This window comes from Pseudoalteromonas sp. SG45-2 (genome assembly GCF_014164115.1).
Taxonomy (GTDB): Bacteria; Pseudomonadota; Gammaproteobacteria; order Enterobacterales; family Alteromonadaceae; genus Pseudoalteromonas; species Pseudoalteromonas distincta.
Map to the genome: position 1 here is coordinate 1 of NZ_JACJEO010000072.1, position 395 is coordinate 395.

1 rRNA gene is annotated in these 395 nt (G+C 37.7%); it reads right to left on the reverse strand.

Going from position 1 to position 395, the window contains the following annotated elements:
* A 16S ribosomal RNA gene (locus H5116_RS20135) occupies positions 1 to 81 on the reverse strand; the annotation flags it as partial.
* Between the last annotated feature and the right edge of the window lie 314 nt (positions 82 to 395).

Here is a 395-nt window from a genome sequence, read left to right on the forward strand (position 1 = left end):
TACTCTCTGTTACCGCTCGACTTGCATGTGTTAGGCCTGCCGCCAGCGTTCAATCTGAGCCATGATCAAACTCTTCAATTAAAAAGTTTTATGTCTTTCGACAGCTCAATGAATTCTGAATTTTTGTTTTTGTTGCCAAAAACGAATTGACTGTGCGTTATTATTTTCACTTTTAAAAAAGTGAAATCAAAACAGCTCAAGGCTGAATCTTTTAATAACATATGGTCACTCAGTTTCAATTGAGACTCTAATTTGTTTGCCTCGCTACCGAAGTAGGTTGGCTGTTAGAACTCAATCTGTACGAGTGCCCACACAGATGATTGCTTTATATTGTTAAAGAACGTTTTGAGTCGCTTTAGCGTCTCAAGGGATGCGAATAATACACCCTTTATTTT